Source organism: Exiguobacterium sp. s129, from assembly GCF_018617585.1.
Taxonomy (GTDB): Bacteria; Bacillota; Bacilli; order Exiguobacteriales; family Exiguobacteriaceae; genus Exiguobacterium; species Exiguobacterium aestuarii_A.
On the sequence record NZ_JACSKL010000001.1, the window covers coordinates 353585 to 377662 of the forward strand.

General features: G+C 49.8%; 25 protein-coding genes and 2 other annotated features. Of the genes, 7 read left to right on the top strand and 18 right to left on the bottom strand.

The window, feature by feature from the left end; all coding sequences use genetic code 11:
* Positions 1–74 precede the first annotated feature (74 nt).
* Entirely contained in the window at positions 75–986 is a 912-nt protein-coding gene (gene folE2 / locus KNO92_RS01695; protein WP_074035658.1) for a GTP cyclohydrolase FolE2, read from the top strand.
* A gap of 40 nt (positions 987–1026) precedes the next feature.
* Here folE2 and KNO92_RS01700 read toward each other — a convergent pair whose 3' ends face one another.
* The 3 genes from KNO92_RS01700 to pta form a co-directional block, all read right to left on the bottom strand.
* On the bottom strand, positions 1027–1194 hold the full coding sequence (locus KNO92_RS01700; protein WP_158024803.1) for a hypothetical protein: 168 nt from the start codon (positions 1192–1194) through the stop codon (positions 1027–1029).
* A complete protein-coding gene (locus KNO92_RS01705; RefSeq protein ID WP_074035656.1) occupies positions 1191–1490 on the bottom strand; it encodes a rhodanese-like domain-containing protein in 300 nt (99 codons plus the stop codon). Before KNO92_RS01705 ends, KNO92_RS01700 begins: the two co-directional genes overlap by 4 nt.
* Before the next feature lie 104 nt (positions 1491–1594).
* The gene (gene pta / locus KNO92_RS01710) at positions 1595–2584 is read right to left on the bottom strand and encodes a phosphate acetyltransferase (RefSeq protein WP_214744764.1); all 990 of its coding nucleotides are present in this window, start codon (positions 2582–2584) and stop codon (positions 1595–1597) included.
* A gap of 338 nt (positions 2585–2922) precedes the next feature.
* Between pta and hemQ the strand changes: the two genes are divergently transcribed.
* Together hemQ and KNO92_RS01720 are read left to right on the top strand one after the other, a co-directional pair.
* Entirely contained in the window at positions 2923–3699 is a 777-nt protein-coding gene (hemQ, locus tag KNO92_RS01715; RefSeq protein WP_214759859.1) for a hydrogen peroxide-dependent heme synthase, read from the top strand.
* Between the two features lie 75 nt (positions 3700–3774).
* Entirely contained in the window at positions 3775–3921 is a 147-nt protein-coding gene (locus KNO92_RS01720) for a hypothetical protein (RefSeq protein ID WP_012727492.1), read from the top strand.
* A gap of 3 nt (positions 3922–3924) precedes the next feature.
* On the opposite strand, the gene KNO92_RS01725 is transcribed toward KNO92_RS01720, so the two are convergent.
* The gene (locus KNO92_RS01725; protein ID WP_214759861.1) at positions 3925–4863 is read right to left on the bottom strand and encodes an ATP-grasp domain-containing protein; all 939 of its coding nucleotides are present in this window, start codon (positions 4861–4863) and stop codon (positions 3925–3927) included.
* Between the two features lie 151 nt (positions 4864–5014).
* Here KNO92_RS01725 and KNO92_RS01730 point away from each other — a divergent pair, with 151 nt between their 5' ends.
* Positions 5015–6505 (top strand): potassium/proton antiporter, encoded by a 1491-nt coding sequence (locus tag KNO92_RS01730; protein ID WP_214759862.1) that lies wholly within the window; start codon positions 5015–5017, stop codon positions 6503–6505.
* A gap of 41 nt (positions 6506–6546) precedes the next feature.
* On the opposite strand, the gene trpA is transcribed toward KNO92_RS01730, so the two are convergent.
* The 5 genes from trpA to trpD are packed head-to-tail and all read right to left on the bottom strand — an operon-like array spanning position 6547 to position 10772.
* Positions 6547–7314 carry a tryptophan synthase subunit alpha gene (gene trpA / locus KNO92_RS01735; protein WP_214759863.1) on the bottom strand — a complete coding sequence of 256 codons (768 nt, stop codon included), beginning with the start codon at positions 7312–7314 and terminating at the stop codon, positions 6547–6549.
* Positions 7311–8498, bottom strand: coding sequence for a tryptophan synthase subunit beta (gene trpB, locus KNO92_RS01740; protein ID WP_214744775.1), 1188 nt, complete (start codon positions 8496–8498; stop codon positions 7311–7313). Before trpB ends, trpA begins: the two co-directional genes overlap by 4 nt.
* Entirely contained in the window at positions 8495–9049 is a 555-nt protein-coding gene (locus KNO92_RS01745; RefSeq protein WP_214759864.1) for a phosphoribosylanthranilate isomerase, read from the bottom strand. Before KNO92_RS01745 ends, trpB begins: the two co-directional genes overlap by 4 nt.
* Complete coding sequence (trpC, locus tag KNO92_RS01750; RefSeq protein ID WP_214694779.1) at positions 9025–9786, bottom strand: indole-3-glycerol phosphate synthase TrpC; 762 nt, start codon at positions 9784–9786, stop codon at positions 9025–9027. Before trpC ends, KNO92_RS01745 begins: the two co-directional genes overlap by 25 nt.
* Positions 9783–10772: an anthranilate phosphoribosyltransferase gene (trpD, locus tag KNO92_RS01755; RefSeq protein WP_214759866.1), complete on the bottom strand. Its 990-nt coding sequence runs from the start codon at positions 10770–10772 to the stop codon at positions 9783–9785. The genes trpC and trpD overlap by 4 nt, the downstream gene beginning before the upstream one ends.
* 55 nt (positions 10773–10827) lie before the next feature.
* Positions 10828–11055, bottom strand: a binding site (T-box leader).
* 48 nt (positions 11056–11103) lie between these two features.
* Positions 11104–11333 (bottom strand) — a binding site (T-box leader).
* Positions 11334–11575: 242 nt separating this feature from the next.
* Here trpD and KNO92_RS01760 point away from each other — a divergent pair.
* On the top strand, positions 11576–12889 hold the full coding sequence (locus KNO92_RS01760; RefSeq protein WP_251127048.1) for an amino acid permease: 1314 nt from the start codon (positions 11576–11578) through the stop codon (positions 12887–12889).
* 85 nt (positions 12890–12974) lie between these two features.
* Here KNO92_RS01760 and KNO92_RS01765 read toward each other — a convergent pair whose 3' ends face one another.
* The 3 genes from KNO92_RS01765 to KNO92_RS01775 form a co-directional block, all read right to left on the bottom strand.
* A complete protein-coding gene (locus KNO92_RS01765; RefSeq protein ID WP_214694796.1) occupies positions 12975–14501 on the bottom strand; it encodes a murein hydrolase activator EnvC family protein in 1527 nt (508 codons plus the stop codon).
* A 421-nt stretch (positions 14502–14922) separates the two neighbouring features.
* Positions 14923–15288, bottom strand: coding sequence for a DUF423 domain-containing protein (locus tag KNO92_RS01770; protein WP_214694798.1), 366 nt, complete (start codon positions 15286–15288; stop codon positions 14923–14925).
* Positions 15289–15300: 12 nt separating this feature from the next.
* Positions 15301–15906, bottom strand: a complete 606-nt coding sequence (locus KNO92_RS01775) for a trimeric intracellular cation channel family protein (protein WP_012727503.1) — start codon at positions 15904–15906, stop codon at positions 15301–15303.
* Between the two features lie 93 nt (positions 15907–15999).
* Between KNO92_RS01775 and KNO92_RS01780 the strand changes: the two genes are divergently transcribed.
* Positions 16000–17637, top strand: a complete 1638-nt coding sequence (locus KNO92_RS01780) for an ABC1 kinase family protein (RefSeq protein ID WP_214694799.1) — start codon at positions 16000–16002, stop codon at positions 17635–17637.
* On the opposite strand, the gene KNO92_RS01785 is transcribed toward KNO92_RS01780, so the two are convergent.
* Positions 17576–19159: a GNAT family N-acetyltransferase gene (locus KNO92_RS01785; RefSeq protein ID WP_214759869.1), complete on the bottom strand. Its 1584-nt coding sequence runs from the start codon at positions 19157–19159 to the stop codon at positions 17576–17578. The genes KNO92_RS01780 and KNO92_RS01785 overlap by 62 nt on opposite strands.
* Positions 19156–19668, bottom strand: coding sequence for a glycerol-3-phosphate acyltransferase (locus KNO92_RS01790; RefSeq protein WP_214759871.1), 513 nt, complete (start codon positions 19666–19668; stop codon positions 19156–19158). The genes KNO92_RS01785 and KNO92_RS01790 overlap by 4 nt, the downstream gene beginning before the upstream one ends.
* Positions 19669–19761: 93 nt before the next feature.
* On the opposite strand from KNO92_RS01790, the gene KNO92_RS01795 reads away from it, so the two are divergent.
* Positions 19762–21174, top strand: a complete 1413-nt coding sequence (locus tag KNO92_RS01795; RefSeq protein WP_214759873.1) for an NAD-dependent succinate-semialdehyde dehydrogenase — start codon at positions 19762–19764, stop codon at positions 21172–21174.
* Between the two features lie 46 nt (positions 21175–21220).
* Here KNO92_RS01795 and KNO92_RS01800 read toward each other — a convergent pair whose 3' ends face one another.
* The 4 genes from KNO92_RS01800 to KNO92_RS01815 form a co-directional block, all read right to left on the bottom strand.
* Positions 21221–21853, bottom strand: a complete 633-nt coding sequence (locus tag KNO92_RS01800; RefSeq protein ID WP_214759875.1) for an HAD family hydrolase — start codon at positions 21851–21853, stop codon at positions 21221–21223.
* Positions 21854–21967: 114 nt separating this feature from the next.
* Positions 21968–22333 carry a rhodanese-like domain-containing protein gene (locus tag KNO92_RS01805; protein ID WP_214744795.1) on the bottom strand — a complete coding sequence of 122 codons (366 nt, stop codon included), beginning with the start codon at positions 22331–22333 and terminating at the stop codon, positions 21968–21970.
* A 108-nt stretch (positions 22334–22441) separates the two neighbouring features.
* Complete coding sequence (locus KNO92_RS01810; protein ID WP_214759879.1) at positions 22442–22720, bottom strand: DUF5327 family protein; 279 nt, start codon at positions 22718–22720, stop codon at positions 22442–22444.
* A 62-nt stretch (positions 22721–22782) separates the two neighbouring features.
* Entirely contained in the window at positions 22783–24069 is a 1287-nt protein-coding gene (locus KNO92_RS01815; RefSeq protein ID WP_214759880.1) for a DUF2252 domain-containing protein, read from the bottom strand.
* Between the last annotated feature and the right edge of the window lie 9 nt (positions 24070–24078).

The window sequence follows — 24078 nt, forward strand, 5'->3', positions numbered from 1 at the left end:
CCATCATTTCGTGATAAAATCCTAACAAGAACGAGTGGTCCTTTGAACCGCTCTAAAAAAAGGAGAATCCGATTATGTCTACAAGCCATGTCGCTTTACCTACTAAAGCAGAACGACATAAATTGTTCGGGTCGGTCCCACCGATTAAAGGAACAAAGCCGACCGAGAAAGAACAGATGGTCGATTTACAAAATACACCGAAAAACTTCTTATTCGCCCTCGACAGTGTCGGCATCTCAAATGTGAAGCACCCTGTGAACGTCGAGACGCCAGAAGGGGTCCAATCAACGGTCGCTACATTCGAATTGACGACATCGCTCGTTCAAGACCGTAAAGGAATCAACATGTCTCGTTTGACGGAACAGCTCGACGCGTACCATCAACAAGGGTGGACGGTATCGAACCGTTCGTTGATCGAGTTCGCACAGGAGCTTGCCGAGCGTATGGAACAAACGGAAGGCCAATTGACAATCCGTTACCCATGGTTCTTCACGCGTAAAGCACCTGCGACAGGTCTTAGCGGTTTGATGAACGCGGACGTCATGCACCGTGTGACGTACAACCTTGAAACGGGCGTCGCAAACGTGACGGTCGGTCTCGTCATCAATGTCACGACGCTTTGCCCATGTTCAAAAGAAATCAGTGAGTACAGCGCCCATAACCAACGTGGTTACATCACGATCGAAGCAGGTCTTGATGAGACGTCGATGGACGGATTCGACTGGCGTGCAGCACTTCTCGATGCAGCGGAGTCGAACGCCTCAGCACCACTCCACCCGGTCCTCAAACGTCCGGATGAAAAACGTGCGACTGAAATTGCGTACGAAAACCCGCGTTTCGTCGAGGACATGGTCCGCTTGATCGCGGCTGACTTGTACGAGATGAAAGAAGTCGTGAACTTCTTCGTCGAATGCCGTAACGAAGAATCGATTCACCAACATGATGCTATTGCATCGATCACATTCGATAAGCGCCAAGACGCATAAAAAAATGCGGAACCTCTTTTTTAAGAAGGTTCCGCATTTTTTATAGACTTGTCACGAGTTCGATCGTCAATAAGATGATGATAAGCATCACCCAGACTGCCCAGACGAGTCGCCACTTCTCCCAGTCAAATCGCTTCATCACCGCATAGACCGTGAGGTAGAGCGCGATGAGAAGGGGTACGACGACCCAAGGATTTTCTAGCATCACGCTTCGATGTCGCCATCCCAAGCGAGCATCCCGCCGTCGACGTTGACGACTTTGTAGCCTTGCGACTCTAAGTAATCACATGCTGTTTGACTTCGTCCACCTGAGCGACAGATGACGTGATACACATTGTCTTGTGCCAACTTTTCTGTCACATGTGGGAATTCAGATAGTGGATAGAGCGGTACGTTCGGGATATGCCCTGCATCATATTCATCTTGTTCGCGCACATCGATGATATGGAGAGACTCCCCGTTCTCTAACTTTTCTCGTAATTCCGTCGCATGAATGCTTTGCATACATAGCTCCCCTTTCGATAATGGATTCCTCTTATAGTTTACCTCAGCTCCCCTTCAAAAAAACACAAAAAAAGCACCCTTCTATCAAGAAGGATGCTCCCAACTTACGCTTCGTTGCGCTCGTCGATTGCTTGTGCTGCCGTGATGAGTGTCAATTTGTAGACGTCCTCTTCGTTACAACCACGTGATAAGTCGTTCACTGGTTTGTTGAGACCTTGAAGGATCGGGCCGATTGCTTCGAATCCACCGAAACGTTGAACCATCTTGTAGCCAATGTTTCCTGCTTCAAGACTTGGGAAGACGAATACGTTCGCCTTACCAGCAACGTCAGAACCCGGTGCTTTCTTCGCCGCTACGCTAGGGACGAATGCCGCATCGAATTGAAGTTCTCCGTCGATTGGAAGGTTCGGTGATTTTTCTTTTGCAAGGCGTGTCGCTTCCACGACTTTCTCTGTTTCAGGTGACTTCGCAGAACCTTTCGTCGAGAAGCTTAGAAGTGCGACTTGTGGGTCGATGCCGAACGTCTTCGCTGTCGCTGCAGACAAGAACGCGTTCTCTGCTAAGTCTGCCGCATCCGGTGCGATGTTGATTGCACAGTCCGAGAAGACATATTGCTCGTCGTCACGTACCATGATGAACACACCTGACGTCTTTTTGATGCCTGGTTGCATTTTGATGATTTGAAGTGCCGGACGTACCGTATCAGCCGTCGCGTGCATCGCGCCTGAGACAAGACCTTCTGCTTTTCCTGTATGAACGAGCATCGTTCCGAAGTAGTTCACATCTGATGTGAGGAGTTCGCGCGCTTGTTCAGCTGTCGCTTTCCCTTTACGACGCTCGACGAATGATTCGACGAGAACATCGATGTCTTCGTATGTCGCTGGGTCGTATTGTGTCAAACCTGAGATGTCGAAACCGTGTTTCGCCGCAACCGCTTCGACGTCTGCTTTCGCACCGACGACGATCGGTTCTACCATACCGTCTGCTTTCAATCGAACAGCTGCTCCAAGAACACGCTCATCGACGCCTTCTGGGAAGACGATCGTTGGACGAATCGGACTGACTTTTTGCTTCAACGTTTCAAATAATTTCATAACGAATGAACCCCTTTTCTCAATTTACAGCATGACTGCTAGTGGTTTTGCCGTTGACTTGTGTCTTTACGCGATTTCAATTATACACAGTACCCTTTTTAAAATAAACTATTCTGCCCATTTCGCCATAAATCGCTTAGAATCAATCATTATATGAATAGAACAGTTTTACTAAATCGACTGATACAGCCATTTTTGTAGCCGTTTTCATGTTTCTGCCTTCTGTTCTTTACCCTTCGTGAATCGTGATAACCCTCACAGTGTCTCAAAGTTGCCAGTCAGTGAAGCGTGTATGGTAAAATAGACGGCGAAGCCAAGTCCCGAAAGGAGATTTTTTTATGTCAGAACGTCCAGTACCTACAACAGATACACAACATGCCGCCGCTACGTTAGACGGATGGTATACACTTCATGATTTCCGCACAATCGATTGGGCTCGTTTGAAGCTCGTCGACGCCGAAAAGCGTCAACACATGATTGACGAGTTCACTGCGTTCCTCGCCTCACTTGAAGAGGTTGAAGCAAAAGGTGAAGGAAGCCACGCATTCTACTCGATTCTCGGTCAAAAGGCAGACCTCGTCTTGATGGTGCTTCGCCCGACATTCAACGAACTTGAAGACGTCGAGCGCGCATTCCGCAAAACAGCGCTATACGACTATATGATTCCGTCGTATTCGTACGTGTCGGTCATCGAGCTCGGTATGTATCGTGGATCTGGAGATGGGGACCCATATCAAAACCCTCATATCCGCTCACGTCTCTACCCGACGCTTCCAAAAGCCGCGCACATTTGTTTCTATCCGATGAGCAAGGCTCGTCGCGACGGTGACAACTGGTACATGTTGTCGATGGATGAGCGCAAAGACCTCATGTATCGCCACAGCATGATCGGCCGTAGTTATGCGGGTAAGATTCAGCAGTTCATCGGTGGATCGACTGGATTCGATGCATGGGAATGGGGCGTCACGCTCTTCGCTGAAGATTCACTTCAGTTCAAGAAGATTGTTTACGAGATGCGTTTTGACGAAGTGAGTGCAAAATACGGTGAGTTCGGTGACTTCTACGTCGGGAACATCTTACCGAAAGAAAATTTGAGCACATTCTTTAGCGTGTAAAAGGTTTACGCGTATAGCACCTCGGGAATTAAGGATGATGTAAGCAAGTTATCCTAATCAACGAGGTGAACAACGATGCGCGTGTTTAAAGAAACCGATCGTGACACTGCGGAACGTTTAGATTCGTTCATCGAACGAATGGCACCGACAGCAGAATTAGTCCAACATCGATTTGAAGAGCAACTTAAACATACACAGCAAAAGGGTCAGGCGAGCGCCTGACCCTTATTTTGTCGTGGTGACGTGAAGTGCGTCCCCTAAGAAACTAGCCAATTCAAGCATTCCGTAACGTCCCGCTTTCGCTTCAGCATCGGAATTGTAGTTCGTATTCGTATTGACGTCGTAGGCATAGACGTTGCCATCTCGATCTCGAATAATCTCAATCCCCGCAATATCGATTGCATTCGCTTTCAGGAACTGTTCGAGCTTTGGAATGATCGGGTCATCGAATCCTTCGACGATTTCGAACTTCGCCGGTGGCGTCTCCCCGACCGGGCAGAACTGGTCTTCAATCGAGCAGGCGTCTGCCGGGCAGAGCTCGAATCCTTCCGATGTATCGACACGCACCGCATAAACGAACTTCCCACCGATAAATTCACAACGGGTAATATACGGTTCCGGGGCTTCGATATACTGTTGGATGAGCGTGATGCCGTCAACCGAGTCCTCGAACGAGGGACCATACACATATTCCTTCAATCCTTCGATCGTATAGAACAATTGGACACCAAGTCCTTTTCCAGCACGATTATGTTTCGTGATGAACGGTGTCATGTCTAGCTTTTCGGCCGCCTCGATGATTTGGTCTTTACCGACCGCCGCAATCGTCTTCGGCACACGAATCCCTTCACGACGAAGCGCCGTGTACTGATTGACTTTGCTCACTTCTAGGCGGATAGCACGCGTTCCGTTGAACACGGTTCGGTCATGCGCCTCTAGCCAAGCGAGGACGCCTTCTGTCAATTCGGGTGCGTACCGATGCCCGCGTGTGTGCGAAGAGGCGCTCATGCGATTATAAAAGACACCTTCCGGGGGCATTGCTTCGAGATCAATCGTCCCTTGGTCCAAGTGCCATAGTTCATAAGGCAACTGCAGTTCTTCTAAGCGATGAACCAGATGGTTCGTCCATTCTTTGTTCTCATGAATGACGTGAATTTTAGACATCATCATCCCTCCTTATTCTTGTCCTCACTTTACCATATCCATAACTTATAATTCCAATGTGTAAGGTTGGTCTAATCGTCAATTCTGAAATATCAGACGATTTCATGGTACAATGAACTTAAGAGCATTGTTTTGAAAGGATGTGTTGTGTTTGACCGTACCTGTCATCAGTACTGATGTACTCATTTTACTCTTCGGTCTACTCCTTGTAGCCGGTGTCATGGCGACGCGAATCTCGACTCGCTTCGGCTTGCCTGCTTTGATCTTGTTTATGGGAATCGGCATGATCATGGGAAGCGATATCACCGGTCTCATCTTCTTCGATGACTCCAACCTGGCACAGCTGATCGGGGTTGCTGCCCTGATTGTCATTTTGTTTGAAGGGGGTCTTCAGACGAAATGGTCATCGATTCGGAGTGTCCTCGCACCAGCCGCCTCACTCGCTACGCTTGGTGTCTTAATCACGACGACCGTCGTCGCCGTGGCCGTTCGTTTCGTATTTGGTTTCGATTGGATTGAATCTTTCCTATTCGGTGCGATTATCGGTTCGACCGACGCGGCAGCCGTCTTCGCTGCATTTAAAGGAAAGAACATCTCACCGAAAGTCGGTGCGACACTCGAAGCCGAGTCCGGCACGAACGACCCGATGGCGATGTTTTTGACGATTCTCGCTCTCGATTTCATGATGAAGCCAGAAACGACCATCTGGGATGGGATCTGGATGTTTGTCCTTCAGATCGTTGTCGGAGCACTCATCGGCTTTATCCTTGGCCAACTGTCACGCCTCATGTTGAATCATCTGAGATTAGAGTCGAGTGGACTGCATGCCGTCCTCATGATTTCGATGGCATTTCTCACATACGGTATCACGGCTTACTTATTAGGAAGCGGACTGCTCGCCGTCTATATCGCCGCCATGATTGTCGGAAATGCGGATACGGCGCATGAAGTGACAATCGTCCAATTCTCAGAAGCACTCGCATGGATTATGCAAATCATCATGTTCGTCATTCTTGGGTTACTCGTCTTCCCACGTCAACTCATCGAACCGGACTTGATTTGGAAAGGCCTACTCATTTCATTCGTCCTCATGTTCTTCGCCCGCCCGATCGCCGTTTATCTATCGACGCTCGGCATGGCATTCACGAGAAAAGAAAAACTGTTTATCTCGTGGGCCGGGTTAAAGGGAGCTGTCCCAATCGTCTTAGCCACTTTCCCTCTCATCGCTGGGATTGAAGACAGTCAACTGTTATTCAATGCTGTCTTCTTCGTCGTCGTGACAAGTGCCTTGATTCAAGGAACGACGTTGACGCCGCTCGCTGAAAAATTAGGGTTGCTCGGACCAGATAAAATCCGTTCACCGTATACGATTGCCCTCGTCTCGAGTAAACAGTCCCAACATAAGCTCGTTCCTTATGTTGTCACGGAGAGTTCTTCAATGATTGGCAAGACGCTAGCGGATATCACGCTCCCACCGAACACCGTCGTGAACGCCATCGTCCGAAACGAATATTTGATTCCACCGAATGGACAAACATCGATTGAAGAAGGTGACCTTTTATATGTGCTCGCCTCGATGTATCGTCATGATCAACTTGATCAAACATTTGGTGAAGACGGTCTCGATCGAGTGGAACTATGAGTAAACGAATAACCGGCGCCTCTTTTGAAGCGCCGGTTTTCTTATGCGTGTATGTGCTTTGCCGATTGGATCAATGTCTCAACGTCATCTGTTCGCCCTTCATGGAGCGCCTCGACGATGAAGCTCCCGACGACGACACCGTCACATGCTTGTCCTAACGTCTGCACTTGCTCCGGACGGTGTACGCCGAATCCTGCTAAGACGGGAACACGTGACTGGTCTGTCAATCGAGTCAAATAGGCGAGTAACTCGTCCGGGAACACATCCGCTTTCCCTGTCGTCCCTTTGAGCGTGACCGCATAGACGAATCCTTCCGCTTTCTCTAAGATGGATGTCGTACGCTCTTCGCTACTCGTCAATGTAACGAGTGGGATGACGGCGACGTCATGTCGGTCGATATCTGCAAATAATTGGAGACTCTCTTCAAACGGGAGATCCGGAATGATGACCCCACTTACGCCGCATTTATTTGCCCGGTCAAAGAACGGTTGAACCCCGAACCGAAACACTGGATTCAAGTATGTCATCAAGACGATTGGAACGTTAAATTGATCATTTCCTTCTATTAAATGGTTCAATACCATTTCAAGCGTCACACCTGCTTCAAGAGCACGCATGCCTGCCGCCTCAATGATTGGACCATCTGCCACCGGATCGGAGAAAGGGATTCCGAGTTCAATCGCCGTCGCACCCATCCGTTCTAGTTCTACGATGGTCGGGATGAGTCGGTCCATCCCGCCATCACCAGCCATGATATACGGGACGAACGCTGCCCCTTCTCGCTCTCGAATCGCTGTTTCTAGTTTCATCGTGTCGCCACCTTCTCTCGGATTGTGTGGACGTCTTTGTCTCCGCGCCCTGATAAACAAATCACCAACGTTTCGTCTTCACCCATCGTCTTCGCGAGCGTCTCCGCATAAGCGAGAGCATGTGAGGATTCTAAGGCAGGAATGATGCCTTCTTGTCGACTGAGGGCAAGACACGCATCGAGTGCCGCGTCATCTGTGACGGCTGCATACCGCACTCGCTCGATATCTTTCAAGAAGCTGTGCTCTGGTCCTACACCCGGGTAGTCGAGCCCGGCTGAGATTGAATGTGCCTCCTCGATTTGGCCGGCCGCGTCTTGTAAGACATACATGAGCGAACCATGTAGGACACCGACTTCCCCTTTCGTAAGGGTTGCCGCATGTTTATCTGTATCAATGCCACTGCCTGCTGCCTCGACACCGTAGAGGGCGACCGACTCATCGTTCAAGAACGGATAGAACATACCCATGGCGTTACTTCCTCCTCCGACGCAAGCGACGACGGCGTCTGGGAGACGTCCTGTCTGTTCGAGGATTTGACGACGCGTCTCTGTTCCAATCACGCTTTGGAAGTCACGAACCATCTGCGGGAACGGGTGCGGTCCGAGTACAGAGCCCATCACGTAATGCGTATCGTCGACATGTTTGACCCAGTAACGAAGCGCTTCATTGACGGCATCTTTTAGCGTACGGCTGCCTGATTTGACAGGGACGACTTTCGCTCCGAGCAGTTCCATCCGAAAGACGTTCAACGCTTGGCGCTCGACATCGACCTCACCCATGAAGATGGTGCACTCTAAATCGAGTAATGCACATACCGTCGCAGTCGCGACGCCGTGCTGACCAGCACCCGTCTCGGCGACGACTTTCTGTTTCCCCATCCGTTTCGCGAGGAGCGCCTGCCCGATTGTGTTATTGATTTTGTGGGCACCGGTATGGTTCAAGTCTTCCCGTTTCAAATAAACGTTCGTCCCGAGGCGACGACTCAAGTTCGATGCATAATAAAGTGGCGTCTCACGTCCCACGTATTCGCTTAATAAAGAAGAGAAGCGTTCTTGAAACTCAGGGTCTTGCTTCGCCTCTTCGTAAGCGACCTCTAATTCTTCGACCGCTTGCATGAGCGTCTCCGGAATGTACTTCCCACCATATTGTCCAAATTTCCCGTTCACTGGTTGTGCATACATCATAGTTCCTCCTTGGCGCGTTGAATGAACGCGCGAATTTTTTCGATATCTTTCACACCGTCCGTCTCGACACCGCTAGAGACGTCGACGCCGTCTGGTTGAATCGTTTGAATCGCTTGTCTCACATTATCCGGGGATAGGCCACCCGCTAGCCAAAACGGACGTTTCGGCCGGTCAATTGCGTCCCAGTCTAATACTTGCCCACTTCCCGGATTCGGATGATCCATCAATCGGACATCCGCCGTCTCCTCGGTCGACGCATCGATAATCGGTAACCCGAAGATGCGGAGTTCTTCCATTGATTGTGTCCGATGGTGAATTTGTAAATCCGTCAGCCCCACGTCCATCGCTTGCTCGATGTCTTCCATTGAAGGACTTAAAAACACACCAACGATTCGAACCGATTGTGGGATCTGTGTAACTAGCGTCTTCGCTGTCGCCACGTCGATTTGACGGGAACTCGGTGCAAACACGAACCCGATGGCATCCGCCCCCGCCTCGACCGCTGCCTGGACATCTTCTTCTGTCTTTATTCCACAGATTTTAACGAACATGTTTTCAACTCCTCGAGTAGCCGTGTCGGGTCTTCTTCACGCATGAGTGCTTCCCCGACGAGAATGGCGCTTGCCCCAGCTTCTTGTAAACGCGCAGCTGCCTCGACCGTACTGACACCACTTTCGCTGACAAATGTGACGTCGGGGTAGCGTTTCATCAAATCAATCGATGTCTCGAGGGATACATCGAACGTTTTTAAGTCTCTGTTATTGATGCCAATCAACACGTCATCAAGTTCGAGCGCGATGTGTAACTCCGTCTCGTCATGTACTTCGACTAAGACGTCGAGACCAATGGAGCGGGCATATCGCGTCAACTCGTGGAGACGTGTCGGATGAAGGGCTGCCACGATGAGAAGTGCCACACTCGCTCCGTAATGCTTCGCATAGTCGAGTTGTCGTTCATCGATGATGAAATCTTTACAGAGCACCGGAATCGTGACAACGTCGGCGACTTGTCGCAAATCGTCAAACGATCCGTTGAAATACGTTTTGTCTGTCAGAACGGAAATCATCGTGGCACCGGCTTGTTCATATTGACGAGCCCGTTCGGCGACGTCGACCGTTTCTCGAATCATTCCTTTCGAGGGGGATGATCGCTTGATTTCCGAGATGATATGAAATCCATCATTCATCATATTTAAAAGAGCAACCGGTTTTGTCACAGCAACATCAATAGGCTGCATGCGACTGACCTCTTCGATTTTTGTTCCGATGATTTTCGTTAAATAACTCATGCCTCTACCTCCGTACGTTGTAATTGTTGTAACACGCGCAAGGCGTGTCCTTCGTCAATGCTTCGTTTCGCCTCTTTCACTCCCTCACGGAGCGTTGAAGTCGTGCCGTACGTGCAAAGGGCCAGCGCCGCATTCAGTAAGACGACATCTCGTGCTGGACCGGTTTCTCCGTTCAACACGGCGAGAAGTGTTGCGGCGTTCTCTTCCGGTGTGCCTCCGCGTAATGCTTCGAGCGGCGCCCGCATCAAGCCGACATCTCGTGGGTCGACCGCGTAACGCGCCGTCTGTTCCCCATCAAAGAAATACACATCGTTCACACCAGCAAGGCTCGCTTCATCGAGGCCACCCGCACCGTGTACGACCATGCCACGCTCTACACCAAGATGCCGCATCGCGGTCCCCATTTTCTCAAGTAGCGACGGATGATAAACACCGATCAATTGTCGTTTCGGACGAAGCGGATTCGTCAACGGTCCGATTTGATTGAAGATGGTCGCCGTTGCGAGCCGTTTCCGGACCGGCATGACGTGTTTCATAATCGGATGTACATGTTGGGCGAAGAGGAAACTCAAATTCGTTCGCTTCAAGTCGGCATGTACTTCTTCCGCCGTCTTCACGATTGGAACGTTCAATGCTTCGAGGACGTCGGCGCTTCCCGATCGACTCGATACGCTTCGGTTTCCGTGCTTGGCGACTGGAATACCGAGACCGGCTAGGACGAACGCGACGGTCGAACTGATGTTGAACGTGTTCGCCCCGTCGCCACCAGTGCCGCACACATCGAGTACCGGTAAATCAGTCGGGGGGAACTGTGCCGCTTCACGGATGTACGCTGCGAGTCCCGCCATCTCTTCTGCCGTCTCCCCGCGTTCTTTCATCGCGAGTAGCACCCGTTCGATTTGTGCCTCATCCGCTTGGAACATCTCGCTTGCTGCCACTTTCATATCTGCTGTTGATAATGCGTTTGTCTCCAATTGTTGAATCATCGTCTGTTCCCCCTCTAAAAATGTGTATAAAAAAACTCCACACGACAGTCGTCGTATGGAGGACGGTTCTAGACCGCGGTGCCACCTCTCGTTGATTCCAAAGAATCCACTCTCCGATGCAATCACATCGTATCCCGATAACGGGGGAAACCGTCACGACCTACTTCATTCAGCCATGCTCTCATGAGCCCATTCACGCGGACGCCTCGGTCAGGATCTCACCATCCCTGACTCTCTGGACGAAACGTCTTCTCGCGCTACTCTTCTCAATCCTCGATTTGTGTTATTGAAACGAAAAAGGGGTCACCCGTCTCCTCATAGCTTACGCTACAAGAAGGACGAGTAACCCCGTGGTGCCACCTTCGTTGGTTCTAACAGAACCCACTTCACGGACAATCATCCGCTTCCCCGTGATAACGGTGGGTAACCCGCTAAAGCCTACTCAAAGTTCGGTTTAGAGCTCAGAAGTCCATTCGCGACGTCCTATATACTGATTCGCACCAACCATCAGCTCTCTGTCATACAGGATTCGTCGTTACTTCTCTTCGTCGACGCCTTTATTCGTTTCAGTTAAGTTAACTCGTACTATACAGGGCGGATGAATCCATGTCAAATAAAAAAATTCAAAAAACTTTGCCTCTATATGTGCACCCCGAAATGGAGAACCTTCACCGATTTTTCGAATTGACATCGTTTTTTTCGGTCTGCTATAGTCGTCCACAACAACATTTCACTCAGTTAAAGGAGAATCGATTTTGGAAACAAATAAACTAAAACGCGAGCTGTCCACCCGGCAACTCACGATGATTTCCCTCGGGAGCGCCATCGGAACCGGGCTTTTCCTCGGAAGCGGTCTTGCGATCCAAACTGCTGGTCCGAGCGTGCTCGTCAGTTATGCCATCGGGGCGTTCATCGTCCTCTTACTCATGGGTGCACTCGCCGAAATGACGGTCGCTCATCCAACATCCGGATCATTCGGGACGATCGCCGAGCGCTACGTCCATCCACTCGCCGGCTTTCTTGTCCGTTACTCTTACTGGGTCGCGAACGTACTAGCTGTAGGGGTTGAGGTCAGTGCCATCGCCATCTATATGCGTTACTGGTTCCCGGATGTGAACGGGTTCGTATGGGTCGCCCTCTTCGGTGGACTCCTCATTTACGTCAACGCCCGTCACGTTCATACGTTCGGAACAACCGAATACTGGTTATCATTCATCAAAGTAACTGCTATCATCCTCTTCATCGTCCTTGGTGCCGCTACATTGTTCGGCGAACCAGGATCACCGATTGAATCGATCACGACAGGAAACGAAGGATTCTTCGCTTTCGGCTTTTACGGGATGTGGGTGACGATTTTCATCTCCCTCTTCAGTTTTCTCGGGACCGAACTCGTTGCCGTCACTGCAGGTGAAGCGAAAGACCCGGACCAAGCCGTACCACGCGCTTTACGCGCTACCGTGTTCCGCTTGACGTTCTTCTATGTCGTCACGCTCGCCATCATGCTCATGCTCATCCCATGGCAGCAAGCAGGGATCGATCAAAGTCCGTTCGTGCTCGTCATGGAACAGTTTGATGTCCCGTTCGCGGCAGGCATCCTCAACTTTGTCATTTTGATTGCTGCCTTGTCTGCGATGAACGCACAGCTTTACGCGTCGACACGTATGATGTACTCACTCGCGGAAGCCGGTGATGCACCGAAAGCATTCAAAACAATCAGCAAAAATGGCATTCCGATGTTCGCGCTACTCGTTTCAACGGGCGGGATCGTCCTCGCTGCTTTACTACAAGTATTCATGGAGTCATCGTATCCGTTCTTAATGGGGATCTCGATGTTCGGAGCCATTTTCACTTGGTTCATGGTCTTCGTCTCCCACTTGTTCTTCCGTAAGAAATGGACTGGGCGAAAACTTCCTGTCCGCATGATGGGGTATCCGTTCCTCCCATTGCTCGGAGCAGTCTTACTCCTCAGCCTAATGATCACGACATGGTTCACGGACTTCAATATTTTGCTGAAGTTCGGGATCCCTTGGTTGGTCGGGTTGACAATCGTCTATGTCGTGCGTGAACAAATTCGTAAAAAACAAAATCGTCAAAGCGATATCGAACAAGCCAACTAACAAGCATCCCTTCGCGACAGCGGAGGGATTTTTTGTACGCACAAAAGCTCCTTTCGCAATCGAAAGGAGCTTTCTGTATGAGGCATCAGAAGAACTGACGCGGGTTGACTGTGCTACCTGCGCTCGTTGCCGAGTATGAGTAGCCGCCTTTATGAATCTCAAAGTGCAAGTGCGGACCTGACGAGTTCCCTGTGTTCCCAAGTGTCCCGATGTTCGATCCTTGTGTCACACGTTGTCCAGAGCTGACAGATACCGAGTTCATGTGCGCATAGACCGTTGTCCAAACTTGACCGTTGATGACGTGCGCAATCATGACGTGGTTCCCGTATGCGCCACCCCAACCTGCACGAATGACCGTACCTGTCGCAGACGCGCGAATCGGTGTCCCTGTCGGACCTGCGATATCTAAACCATTATGGAATGTGTAACCATACGCGCCACTCGCAGGACCCCATCCTTGTGAGTAGCGTCCTGAAGCCGGTTGAATGAACATCGAGCTAGATGGTGCTGGTGTCGACGTCGTCGGTGCCGGTTTTGGCGCTGGTGCTGGTGCTGGTTTCGGTGCTGGCGCCGGTTTTGGCTCAGGTTTTGGTGCTGGTGTTGATGAAGCCGTGTTGTTTGAAGACGACGAAGACGGGGTATTCGATTTATTGTCCTGCTTCTGTTGTGCAGCTTGCTTCTGTTGTGCAGCTTCACGAGCCGCTTCCGCTTCTCGTGCTGCCTCTGCCTTACGAGCAGCCTCAGCTTGACGTGCAGCTTCTGCTTGGCGTGCTTCTTCTGCTTTACGTGCCGCCTCTTGACGAGCTGCTTCTTCAGCACGACGACGAGCTTCCTCTTCTTCACGACGTTGTGCTTCGATTTCAGCCGCAATCGCCTGTTCTTGTGCGACTAACGTCGCTTCAATCTCTTGAAGATCGAAAATTTGCGATTCGAACTTGATGTTCTTCTCTTCAAGTTCTTTGATGCGTTTTTCACGTTGCTTCATTTTCTTCTCAAGCTCGGCTTGACGAACTTCGAGTGCTTTTTGCTGTTCGAGAAGTGAAGCGCGTTCTGCTTTCAAGTCAGCCTGTGCTTCTTTCAACGACTTTTGTGTCGCTTCATAGTCATCGAACAATTCCTGGTCACTTCGCTGGATTGTTCCAGCCGTGATCATACGCGTGACGAGGTCCGAAAGGTTTTTTGAACCGAAGATGAATTCAGCCCAGTTGATCGAGCCGCCACCGTTCTTTTGCATCGTGGCCATCCGTTCTTTCATCATTGCTTCTTGTGCCTTCATTTTTTCTTGGTAATCTTTAATGTCGGCTTCAAGATCCTCGATTTTCATCTCGGTACGCTTGATTTCTTGGCGCTTCATCGCGACATCATTGATGATGTCTTGCAATTGTGCGTCCATTTTATTGACCTCTGCTTGAACTTTTGAAATCTCTTCTTTGTTCACTTCAATCTTTGAAGACGTGTCGGCTTGGTCTTTTTTCACGCTATTGCGTTTTTCTTGTACTTTTTGTTGTTCTTCTTGCTTTTCTTTAATCGAAGTCGATGCATCGGCAACTGTATGTGTGCTGATGAGCATCACACCAAGCGTCAGCGTCGAGACTGTGCGTTTCCAATTCATGAATGGGGTACATCCTTTCTTAAATAACAAACGTGGGTACCTACTACACTACATATTTTTAAAGCCGTTTCAGTATGTAACAAAAACGATCATTTAGTTGAGTTTCAACACGACTAATTATATCTAACTGCTAGATATTTTCCTGTTAAAGTTATATTTCAATTTTATTACGCACAGACAGACGCGCAGGCAACGAAATCGTCTAACTTATTATTTATCAATATCTTTTTGAATCGTTCAATTTGAAATCTTCCTGTAATGTTTTATGTAAATAGAAAACGCTTTACTCTATTTTCAAATAATATTTTGAATACATCATTCATAAGTTTCCAATTGATGGAACGACCCATCAAAAAAATCCACGTCCTCGCCTCATGTACACATGAGCAAAGACATGGATGTCGGTTTGACTGGTCTTCTGTTATAACTTGGTTGCGCCAACGATCACAAAAATCCAAGCGGCGATGAACAAGACTCCGCCAATCGGTGTCACGGCTCCGAGTTTCGTGATCCCCGTCAATGCCATGACATACAAGCTTCCTGAGAAGAAGATGATTCCGGCAAACATGAGCCATCCGGCAATGTTAAATTGACTGATGCTCACACGCATGAGCAGTGACGCAATTCCGATGATTCCGAGTGCGTGGATCATATGATAGAGTACCCCGGTTTGCCAGTTCGCCAACATGTTTGGTGACAGTCTCTCTTTTAAGGCATGGGCGCCGAACGCACCGAGTGCTACGCCGAGTGCCATCAATCCGGCACCAATCATTAATAAGATTTTCATTTGTGTTCCCCCTTATCTGACTTTACGTGCTGGTAAATTCCACTTCCGATAGTAGGATATCACTCGAAGTGTCGCCACGACAATTAATAGTGCATAGACGGCAAGGCCACCTTCGAGCTTGAAGTAATACGTGATGACCGCGATGAGGATCGCCCAAATCGCATACACTTCCGATTGTAAGACGAGCGGTTTACGCCCGGCCAGTAAGTCGCGGACCACACCACCCCCGACACCTGTCAGGACAGCAGCCGCAATCGCTGCCGATAATGGCAAATCTAGCTTGATGGCGACTTGTGCTCCTTGAAAGGCGAAGGCGACCAAACCGATGGCATCGACAATGACACCCCAACGTTCCCAATGTGGCAATACGACACTCGGTAGCAGGAAGATAAGGAGTGCGACAAGAAAACATAAAATAAATAAATCATTTTGTTGCCAAATTAAACTGACGGGGTTTCCTAATAGGACGTTTCGGATCGCACCGCCCCCAAAGGCGGTGATAAACGCGAGCAGCCACACCCCAAAAATATCGTATTTTTCATCCATCGCAATGATGGCTCCGCTCGCCGCGAACGCAATCGTCCCGACGACGTTGAGCAATTCCCACTCCATGAACATCCCTTGCCCTTTCTTCAACGCATTGTATGGTAAAGTATAGTTACAAAAAATCAGGTCAGTCGAGCGACTGTCGTAAAGGATGTCGGTATTACAATGAAACGTATCGCTTTGTTCCGCATATGGATTATCGTCACCATGTTCGCCCGATTCATAATTCGGTTATACGCCTTTTCACGTAAACAACAGCAAGGCGTCGCCACGACAGAAGAATATGAAGCACTCATGCTCAAACTCGCGCGTGAGTATAAACGAAACGCCCTTCGACTTGAAGGCTTGTTAATCAAGCTCGGACAATTTCTATCCATTCGTGCGGATTTATTGCCACCGGCCGTCCTGAATGAGCTGTCTGAACTTGTCGACCGTGTCCCGACATCGGGTTGGGAGAAGTCGCGGGCGATTTTAGAGGCTGAATGGGGCGTCCCTTACTCGCAAGTCGTCAAAGATGTCGGAATTGACGCCGTCGCCTCCGCCTCGATTGGGGAAGTATACGGTGCCACGCTGCTTGAAAACGGCAAACGGGTCGCCATCAAAATTCAACGTCCGAATATCGAAAAAATCATTCGTACGGACTTCCGTGCCATGCGGATTGTCACGTCGATGTTGAAGCGGACATCCCTCGCTAAATCGACCGACTTAGATAGCTTATATCGCCAAATGATTTTTGTCATCGGGGATGAACTAAATTTTCAAACCGAATTAAAAAATGCTCTCTATTTTAAAGCAAAGTATGCCGATAACCCGGACGTTTATATCCCGGATTATCACGAGCACCTCTGTACAAACCGTGTCTTGACGATGGACTGGGTCGATGCGAGACGAATCACCGATCTCGCCTTCTTAAAAGAAAATGACATCGATCGCTCCGCACTAGCCGAACGGCTGTTCACGCTCGCCGCCGAACAGTTGTTGTTCGGTGGACAGTTCCATGCCGACCCACACCCCGGAAACGTCCAAATCCGGGCGGACGGCACCATCATCTTACTCGACTTCGGTATGGTCGGACAGACGACAGCGCAAGACATGGCGACGATTCGAAACATTCTACAGGCGTTCATCTCGCTCGACTATGACAGCATCGTCGACGGACTCGAGGATTTACGATTCTTGCTACCGACGGCGAACAAACAAAACATCCGCCAAGCACTCGAAAAGGCCGTGACGTTTTATTTGGAGACCGATATCGATACGGTCGATACGAAGTTAATCGAGAAAGTGTTGCAAGATATTCAGTTGCTCGTCAAAAATGAACCAATTCAACTCCCGGCGGAATTTGCCTTCTTCGGGCGGGCCGCGTCGACCTTGCTTGGCATCCTGCAAATTCTCGACCCGAAAATCGACCTGTTCACACTCGGCAAACCGATTGTCATCGAATGGCTCGAGGAAGACGGGACAACGCTTCAAAACCGATATGTGAAGACCGGAATCAATTATGCGAAGAAATTATTGAACGTCCCGCCGCTTCTCGACAACTACTTAAAAGAACCAACGCGAAAACGCCTGTCGGAGCAAGCGATGTTCCAACGCAACTTGGAATCCAAAGAACTGTTGCACCGCCAAACGTTCAATGCCATCGTCATCTTGCTCGGGTTGCTCGTCGGACTACTCGGCTATATTCGACCGGATGAATGGCTGTTCTGGTCGGGTGGCGTCGTCTCCGTACTGGCTTACTTCAATTGGAGACGCCTCGGACGAAAAATTCGTCACTTGGCACGTCAGGATTTTCGAGTTTGAGCGAACCGTCACTCTCAGGAGTGGCGGTTTTTTGTTGCATCCACTCGGCAATATAGGCCCCGACGTCACGCATCATACGAGGTGTCGTCCAGCCCATCGTCGATACTTGGATGACGTTCGCCCGCTTCAAATATTCACTCTCATATTGTACGAGATAACCTTGATACGACAACTGTCGACCGAGCTCGATTGAGGACTGTCCGTACGGCACCGGGATCGTAATGATGCCGGGTGACTGGGCAGGACTCAGTTCGATCTGTAAGCCGCTCTCACGGAGGGAGTTGATCAGGACGAGCATCTTCTCTTCATGCGACGCGACTTCCTCTTCCGTCAGTTCATCCAATGCAATCGCCATCGCCGCAAGGAGCGGTTCTGACTGTGTGAAGGCGATTGGTTGGTAAAGGGATAAGTCAAAGTAGCGGGGCACGTCTCGTAACGCTTCTGCCCGCTCTCTCATGGCAACGAACGCGAGACCTGGGGCGTTCCGTAGCGCCTTTCCTGAGGAGAAGGTCACATAATCAGCAAAGGAATAGTCATAGACGAGTGTCCCAACAGCACTAATCGCATCGACGGCAACGACACCTTGCCACGCATAAAGCGGAGTGAGATCGATTAAAATTCCTAAGGATGTCTCACAATGCACCGTCCACACCCAGTCGGGAGCAATCCGATCAAGTTCAGAAACATCCCACTTCCCTTTCCGATCCGCTTGAATGACGTTAAACGAGAGACCGGCGCGGGATGCATGATCCATAAGACGTTCTCCGAATTCGCCGGCGCATAAAATGACACCTTGCCCACTCAAGCGTGAAGCGACCGTATCGTTGGCCACCGTGCCGCTTCCTAATAGCGTATAGACATAAGGAAGCCCAATCCGTTTCGTCAATTGTTGCTGAACGGATTCAAGCATGCGGCTCGTCTCGTTTGAACGGTGTGGGAGCGGCTGTCTCGAGAGTCTCGCCCTTACACGCTCCGAGCATTCGACAGGACCTGCGAGCAAACTTTTCGGTCGAAGCGTCGACGCTGACTTTGATTCATAAAATGCCGAACGCGTTAACACCATCGGCACATATCGTGCTTCCTCAGGACCGATTGGATCCGCAAATGGGACAAATCCGAATCGGTGATAGAGCACTTGTTCACGCGTCGTCCCGCTGATGACGATACCGTCGACTTCACGTTCTGTCGCATCTCCAATGACTGCTCGCATCAATCCGGCGAACGTACGATTGCGCCGATACGCTTTCTTCACAGCAAGCAACCGAACCTCGAGCCAATTCCCTTCAGGAATACACACACCTTTTTGTTCCAACGAAAATGGTCGCTTGCCACGTAGCGCGCACATCGCAATCACTTCACCATTCACTTCTCCGATCCAATATGTATTTTCTTCATGAAACTTGTCGACGAGGCGTCGCTCCAGATTCGGCGGATGTTGCGGAATCTCTTCGACGAACGTTTCGTAATTTAATCGATGAATGGCGTCAAAATCAGATGAACTGGCTTTTCGATAAACAATCATGTCGTTCCCTCCTTCACATGATGATAGACAATCACGATGGCAATGAGCGTGGCCCAGATGAAATCACCGATACTTCCGAGTGCTGCCAACGGAAGTAAGACGAGCATGATGAGCCCGGTCTCACGCGAATTGCCCGTCATTTTGATCAAAAGTAATAAGATCAGGAGACCACCGATAAACCACCACGGATCGTATGCCCATATGATTCCAGAAAAAACGGCATATCCCTTCCCGCCGGCGCGGATTCGCCAAAACGGATAAATATGACCGAGCGTGAGTGCAAGTGCCGTCTGCCAAAAATACGGTCCACTCACCTGGAGGACAAGAATCGTCTTCAGCAGGTCGAATCCATATACGATTAGAAACGCCTTCACCCCTCCGATGCGATGCGCATTGCGGGCACCGGTATTGTTTGAACCAGATGTCGCTAAATCATGACCACTTAACAACCCATATAGTCTTCCCCCGAGCAGACTCCCGACTAGATAACCGACGATAATGATCCACATTGTATCCCCTCATTTTCTTGGAAAATTGTGTGTGTTTTAAAAAAACGGGTATCCTCTAATTAACTGTGCACTTTTGGGAAAGGGGAAATCAAGATGCGAGAAGAGAAAAACTTCATTAACGGGGAATGGACAGAGACGGAACAGACAATCGAGGTACGAAATCCGGCCACCGGAAATGTGATGGCCGTTGTGACGAAAAGTGATACCGCCGAAGCGACACAAGCTGTCGATGCGGCGCATGAAGCGTTACAGGAATGGCAACAAAAGACCGCGGACGAACGAGGGGCGCTACTGAATGAGTGGCATCGTTTAATCGCAGAACATACAGAAGAACTTGCCCGGACAATGGTCGAGGAGCAAGGAAAGCCACTGAAAGAAGCCATCGGTGAAATCAACTATGCAAACGGCTTTATCGACTGGTATGCAGCAGAAGGACGACGCGTATACGGAGAGACGATTCCCGCCTCTTCGAACAAAAAGCGAATCTTTGCCATCAAGCAACCGGTCGGCGTCATCGCCGCCATCACACCTTGGAACTTCCCGGCTGCCATGATTACGCGAAAAGTCGCACCGGCACTCGCCGCAGGCTGTACGGTCGTCATGAAACCTGCATCGGCGACCCCATTGACCGCGATTGAATTGGTCAAATTAGCCGAAAAGGCAGGGTTCCCAAAAGGAGTCATCAACCTCGTGACAGGGCAAGCATCTGATATCGTCAAAGCGTGGCAACAAGACAAGCGAGTGCGAAAATTGACGTTCACCGGGTCGACCGAAGTCGGGAAAATGCTCATGCGCGACGCGGCGGACACGATGAAAAAGATTTCCCTTGAGCTCGGAGGGCACGCCCCGCTCATCGTCACGGCCAAAGCTGACTTAGATAAAGCCGTCCCGCAAGCGGTCGCCACGAAGTTCCGTAATGGCGGACAGACGTGCGTCTGTGCGAACCGGATCTATGTCGAACGTGCCGTCGTCGATGAATTCTCAGAGCGTTTCATCAAAGAAGTCGAAGCGCTGAAAGTCGGGAACGGCCTAGAGGAAGGTGTCGACATCGGTCCGCTCATTGATGATGATGCGCTCAGTAAAGTCGAAAAGCATATCGAGGACGCTCAAATTCGCGGCGGTGAAGTGTATGGTGGCGAAGTATTAGAAGGCCTCTTCATCCGTCCAGCAGTCATCCGTTATGCGAATGAAGACATGCTCTGCATGAATGAAGAGACATTTGGTCCGGTCGCCCCGATCGCGACATTCGATTCACTCGACGAAGTGATCAAACGGGCGAACAATACGCCGTTCGGCTTAGCTGCTTACTTGTTCACGCAAGACATCAACGAAGCCGTCTATTTAGCGGAGTCGTTAGAGTATGGAATCGTCGGTGTGAACGACGGTCTTCCTTCAACTCCTCAAGCGCCGTTCGGTGGTTGGAAAGAAAGTGGACTCGGGCGTGAAGGTGGTCATCACGGCATCGAAGAATTTTTAGAAGTCAAATACATCTCACTCGGGTTGTAAGAATAGGCATACAAAAAGGCTTGTCGCACGTGCGACAAGCCTTTTCTTATCGGTTGACCCATTCGACTAGATCGTTTGGCGATTGGATAACGTGATCCGCAAGCGCCCACTCTTCTTCATTTCCGAATCCGAACCCTGTCAAAACGACCGGGAAGTCATGTGCCCGCGCTGCCTCGACATCCGATTTGCGATCGCCGACCATCATATAATCCGCCTCACCGTGACGAACACGGTGTGCTGTCAGAATATCTGCCTTCTTCTCGCCTCCAACAGACTCTAAGCATTCCGGTGCCGTCATATAGGAACGAATCTGTTGCGTATCTAAAATCAAGTTCATGTAGTGAACGCCACAGTTACTCGCCGTCGTCAACGTATGTCCTTGCTCGTGAAGCGTCTCCAACATCTCACGAATTCCGTCAAACAAGACGTTCTGCCCTTCCATCGTCTTCTCGAGCGTCGTGTGGCGCAATCTACGGATGAGACGAATCTCTTCAAGTGTCGCCTCTGGGATGACATGCTCCCAAAACGCATTTCCTGCCAAGCCGTATCCTGAGCGGACCGCCTCTTCACTCGGTTTCGGAAGATGAGGAAGCTCCTCGAGTGCCTCATGAATCGCCTTCGCCATCGGTCCGGTCGTATCTACTAACGTGCCATCGATATCAAATAAAATCACTGCCATTGGATTGATCCCCTCTCTTTCACTCTCTCCCTACCGTAGCAGAATCCCCGAAAATGCAAAAGAGAAAACGTGGTGACAAAAAAACGACTGAACCGATTCGTTCAGTCGCATCTATTATCCACGCCAGAAGTTCATTCCGCCTTTTACAGAATAGACGTCGGTATATCCGGCACTCTTCAGCATCGCTGCCGCGCGTTGGCTACGCATCCCGCTCTGACAGATGACATAGACAGGACGCTCCTTTTCTTTCGGATATTTCGCTTGAGCATTACCGAATCCGGATAAAGGTACGTTTTTCGCCTGCTTGATATGTCCCCCGCGGTATTCATGCGGCTCACGCACGTCCAACAGTTGAATGTTCCGCTCTTCCGCGATTCTTCGTTTCAAGTCGTCCGTTGAGACCGTTTTCACATTGTTTCGACGACTCCACCAAAAATATACGATTCCAATAACGACCGCCACAAAAAGAAAGTCCAACATATTCACGCCTCCATTTGCTTTTCATTTCTTACACCCATTATACCCCCTAAGGTATTTAAGTCAATGAAAGTGATTCCACAAAAAAACCACATGCGATACACATGTGGTTCAAAAATCAAGCAATGAATCGGATTTCGGTTGTTCGTCTTCTTCCATAGGAATCCCGAGAAAAGCGGCCATCTGACGATCAAGCGGAGGTTTTTCCTCACTCGCCGGTGTCGTCATTTGTGGCGTACTGACACCTTTCACTTCAGACGTCTCCGCTAATAGTAGTTCGCAAAAGCCCATCAACTTTGCCAAATGACGCTTTTGTACTTCGCCCGTCGACGACTCAATCTGTGTCATCACCTGACGCATCTGGGCGATAACTTGTTGTTCTGTAATCATGGTCCTTACACATCCTTTACGCTTCCATTGTGCAGGATTTCCCCTTCGATTCGCAAGTATCCTCAACGTTTCCTTGATTCAACCCAATTTAAAAAGGCATCGTAATCAAAGCGGACTTGATTTGCATAAAAATCGGCCCATCTCGACAACTGCCGAATGAATAACGATGGGGAGTCCCCGATAGCCGAGGCAATTCGTTCACTCGCCGTATAATCCAGCACGTTAGACGTCGCATCGGCCCGCGCGTGAATCTTCGCTGTAATTTGTGCTTGCACTTTCAACGTCTCAATGAGTGACGTCTCGTCTTTCATATGCTTCGCCTTCACTTTTCGTTTGTACGGTGAACGCTGTCTGACATAATACTCTTTCCCATCAATCGTCAAATAACCGAGATAAGGGTCACGACTGTGGACCATCGCCCGCTGCGCTGCAACGACACGCGCCCCTTGGTGCGACAATCCATTCTCAAATAGTGGATGTGTCGGCAGAAATAGCGATGGAACGGCGGACTGTGCCTGTTTCATCTCTAAAATGACATCTTCATCGTGCTCTTGATCGGCCCCTTCAATCAAAATATAATAACGCTCTAGACCGATAGAGGCCGTACCGCTTTGTAGCTTGATGGCGATATCTTTGATTTCATAATGATCGGCATGATGACGATGCTCATCCGACAAAGAAGATAAATAATCTTCCCAGGCCGCCTCGATTTTGTCTCGTACTTCAGGTGAAACGGCAAGTAAGTCGTCACTCGTTGAAAAATAACGTTCTTCGTCCCGTACTTCCGTCCGTTCGGACATAAATTCGTCTTTCTTTTTCTCCGCCTTTTTAATGACTTTCTTCACAGCTTTACACGTATTCTCTTTTGTAAATTGAATATGTTCACTTTTTCCGTTCGCATGCTTCTCAATCGCCTCTGCATACGAGCGTGCAAATGCCTCGATGGCCGCTTTACCGTCAAACCCTGATTCGGCCGCGAACAAATCGACAGAGACCGCCATCCGCAATAAGTCGAACAGATAGGAGCCGATATACGCCTCGTCAAAGTCGTTTACGTCATAAATGATCGTACCAGCCCCGTCCTCGAACACACCGAAATTCTCAAAGTGCAAGTCTCCTTGAATGAACGTCGGGTGGTCGGGACCTGTGTCAAACGCGATGGGGACTTTCGCAAAGTCGTAATAGAACAAGTGTGAGCTCCCTCGAAAGAACGAGAACGGGCTCGAACTCATTTTGGCGTACTTCTCTTGTCTCGCTTCTTCCGAAAGATGTCGAATCGACTGGTCGTAAAAATCAAGGACGGTCCCAATCGTTTCGCACCGAATTTGTTGTTTGACGGCTGTGAACATACGACTCTC

Bases quoted from the DNA above. Each gene is read 5' to 3' on its own strand.
- folE2 (WP_074035658.1), top strand. From the start codon at position 75: ATGTCTACAAGCCATGTCGCTTTACCTACTAAAGCAGAACGACATAAA.
- KNO92_RS01705 (WP_074035656.1), bottom strand. From the start codon at position 1,490: ATGCAAAGCATTCATGCGACGGAATTACGAGAAAAGTTAGAGAACGGG.
- pta (WP_214744764.1), bottom strand. From the start codon at position 2,584: ATGAAATTATTTGAAACGTTGAAGCAAAAAGTCAGTCCGATTCGTCCA.
- hemQ (WP_214759859.1), top strand. From the start codon at position 2,923: ATGTCAGAACGTCCAGTACCTACAACAGATACACAACATGCCGCCGCT.
- KNO92_RS01720 (WP_012727492.1), top strand. From the start codon at position 3,775: ATGCGCGTGTTTAAAGAAACCGATCGTGACACTGCGGAACGTTTAGAT.
- KNO92_RS01725 (WP_214759861.1), bottom strand. From the start codon at position 4,863: ATGTCTAAAATTCACGTCATTCATGAGAACAAAGAATGGACGAACCAT.
- trpA (WP_214759863.1), bottom strand. From the start codon at position 7,314: ATGAAACTAGAAACAGCGATTCGAGAGCGAGAAGGGGCAGCGTTCGTC.
- trpB (WP_214744775.1), bottom strand. From the start codon at position 8,498: ATGATGTATGCACAACCAGTGAACGGGAAATTTGGACAATATGGTGGG.
- KNO92_RS01745 (WP_214759864.1), bottom strand. From the start codon at position 9,049: ATGTTCGTTAAAATCTGTGGAATAAAGACAGAAGAAGATGTCCAGGCA.
- trpC (WP_214694779.1), bottom strand. From the start codon at position 9,786: ATGAGTTATTTAACGAAAATCATCGGAACAAAAATCGAAGAGGTCAGT.
- trpD (WP_214759866.1), bottom strand. From the start codon at position 10,772: ATGATTCAACAATTGGAGACAAACGCATTATCAACAGCAGATATGAAA.
- KNO92_RS01760 (WP_251127048.1), top strand. From the start codon at position 11,576: ATGATTTCCCTCGGGAGCGCCATCGGAACCGGGCTTTTCCTCGGAAGC.
- KNO92_RS01765 (WP_214694796.1), bottom strand. From the start codon at position 14,501: ATGAATTGGAAACGCACAGTCTCGACGCTGACGCTTGGTGTGATGCTC.
- KNO92_RS01770 (WP_214694798.1), bottom strand. From the start codon at position 15,288: ATGAAAATCTTATTAATGATTGGTGCCGGATTGATGGCACTCGGCGTA.
- KNO92_RS01775 (WP_012727503.1), bottom strand. From the start codon at position 15,906: ATGTTCATGGAGTGGGAATTGCTCAACGTCGTCGGGACGATTGCGTTC.
- KNO92_RS01780 (WP_214694799.1), top strand. From the start codon at position 16,000: ATGAAACGTATCGCTTTGTTCCGCATATGGATTATCGTCACCATGTTC.
- KNO92_RS01785 (WP_214759869.1), bottom strand. From the start codon at position 19,159: ATGATTGTTTATCGAAAAGCCAGTTCATCTGATTTTGACGCCATTCAT.
- KNO92_RS01790 (WP_214759871.1), bottom strand. From the start codon at position 19,668: ATGTGGATCATTATCGTCGGTTATCTAGTCGGGAGTCTGCTCGGGGGA.
- KNO92_RS01795 (WP_214759873.1), top strand. From the start codon at position 19,762: ATGCGAGAAGAGAAAAACTTCATTAACGGGGAATGGACAGAGACGGAA.
- KNO92_RS01800 (WP_214759875.1), bottom strand. From the start codon at position 21,853: ATGGCAGTGATTTTATTTGATATCGATGGCACGTTAGTAGATACGACC.
- KNO92_RS01805 (WP_214744795.1), bottom strand. From the start codon at position 22,333: ATGTTGGACTTTCTTTTTGTGGCGGTCGTTATTGGAATCGTATATTTT.
- KNO92_RS01810 (WP_214759879.1), bottom strand. From the start codon at position 22,720: ATGATTACAGAACAACAAGTTATCGCCCAGATGCGTCAGGTGATGACA.
- KNO92_RS01815 (WP_214759880.1), bottom strand. From the start codon at position 24,069: ATGTTCACAGCCGTCAAACAACAAATTCGGTGCGAAACGATTGGGACC.